The following is a 1,776-nucleotide window of genomic DNA, read 5'->3' on the forward strand; positions in this document are numbered from 1 at the left end:
CCAAGGGCCGCTACATCACGAAGGGTGTCGTCTCGACCACCTTCGGACCTGGCATCCAGCTTGACGTGAACGCAATCTAATTCTGAATTAGACAAAAAAGAAGGGCCCGTCTTCGGACGGGCCCTTCTTTTTTGGTGATTTCCGGTTCTCAGCCGATGTAGCTCATGACGTGCTTGATCCGGGTGTAGTCCTCCATGCCGTACATCGAGAGATCTTTGCCGTAGCCGGAGTGCTTGAAGCCGCCGTGCGGCATCTCTGCAACGAGCGGGATGTGCGTGTTGATCCAGACGCAGCCGAAGTCGAGGTTCTTGGCCATGCGCATCGCCGTACCGTGGTTCGAGGTCCACACGGATGAAGCGAGACCGTATTGCACGTCGTTCGCCCAGGACAGGGCCTGCGCCTCGTCGGTGAACTTCTGGGCGGTGATGACCGGGCCGAAGATCTCGTTCTGCACCGCGTCATCCGTCTGCAGCAGGTTGGAGACGATCGTCGCCTCGTGGAAGTATCCACGGTTTCCCTGACGGTGTCCGCCGAGCTCGATCGTGGCGTGGTCGGGAAGATTGTCGACCACGCTTTGTACGCGCGCGAGCTGATCGGCGCTCGACAGCGCACCGTAGAGGATCCCCTCATCGAGCGGGGCTCCGGTGCGAGCGTTGTCTTTGGCGTAGGCGGCAAGAGCGGCCATGAACTCGTCGTGGATGCCCTCCTGCACGAGGATGCGGGTGGCTGCGGTGCAGTCCTGCCCGCCGTTGTAGAAGGCCGCGCCCACGATCCCCTCGACCGCAGAAGCGATGTCGGCGTCATTGAAGACGATGGCTGGCGCCTTGCCACCCAGCTCGAGGTGCACGCGCTTGAGGTCAAGGGCGGCAGCCCCGGCCACCTCCATGCCGGCGCGCACGGAGCCGGTGATGGAAACGAGCTGGGGCGTGCGGTTCGTGACCAGGTGGCGACCGGTGTGCCGGTCACCCATCACGACGTTGAAGGTTCCGGCCGGAAGGAACTCGGAGGCGATCTCGGCCAGCAGCAGGGTGGAGACCGGGGTGGTATCGGAGGGCTTCAGCACGATCGTGTTGCCCGCGGCGAGGGCGGGAGCGATCTTCCACATGGCCATCATCATGGGGTAGTTCCACGGTGTGACCTGGCCGACAACGCCGATGGGCTCCCGGCGCACGAATGACGTGTGGTCTTTCATGTATTCGCCAGCGGACTTGCCCTCGAGCATGCGGGCGGCGCCGGCGAAGAAGCGGAGCTGGTCGAGCATCATGTCGACCTCTTCGCCGACCAATCCAGGGCGCGGCTTTCCGGTGTTCTCGCTCTCGATGTCGGCGAGTTCCTCTGAGCGCTCTTCGATGGCGTCCGCGAACTTGAGGAGGGCATTCTGGCGTTCTCCGGGAGTGGTCTCGCCCCAGGTCTCGAACGCGGTCGTGGCCGTTGCGTAGGCCGCCGCGACATCCGCTTCGGTCGAGACAGGACTCGTGGCGTACACAACCTCGGTTGCCGGATTGATGATGTCGAGTCGTTCGGTCGCGGTTGAATCCGCGTAGTCGCCGTTCACGAAGTTGTGGAGTTCACGGGTGGCCATGGCGGTCCTTTCACGGGGAGTCAAGACGGCATGGGCAGTTGCGCTGTCGCGACAGCCCTGTCGACTAGGGGCAATTCGCCCTAGGCTGACGATACCGCACGGCACTGATTCGACCGAGAGTGTGGCACCTATGCATGATTGTGCACGTGCTGTCTACCCCCCTCAGGGAATTCGTTGAGTATGGCAGAGTTAGG

Annotated in this window: 1 protein-coding gene and 1 pseudogene; one reads left to right on the forward strand and one right to left on the reverse strand. The window is 62.7% G+C overall.

Translation table 11 applies throughout. The features are described 5' to 3' along the window. Positions 1-80 (forward strand): annotated as a pseudogene (locus tag JF66_RS23210) (50S ribosomal protein L1); the annotation flags it as partial. Between the two features lie 68 nt (positions 81-148). Here JF66_RS23210 and JF66_RS17785 read toward each other — a convergent pair. After that, positions 149-1,582, reverse strand: coding sequence for a gamma-aminobutyraldehyde dehydrogenase (locus JF66_RS17785; RefSeq protein ID WP_035880115.1), 1,434 nt, complete (start codon positions 1,580-1,582; stop codon positions 149-151). Positions 1,583-1,776 lie beyond the last annotated feature (194 nt).

The sequence above is a fragment of the Cryobacterium sp. MLB-32 genome, assembly GCF_000738085.1.
Lineage (GTDB): Bacteria > Actinomycetota > Actinomycetes > Actinomycetales > Microbacteriaceae > Cryobacterium.

What these genes read in the sequence shown, in the direction of transcription:
- JF66_RS17785 (WP_035880115.1), bottom strand. Translation starts at nt 1,582, where the DNA reads ATGGCCACCCGTGAACTCCACAACTTCGTGAACGGCGACTACGCGGAT.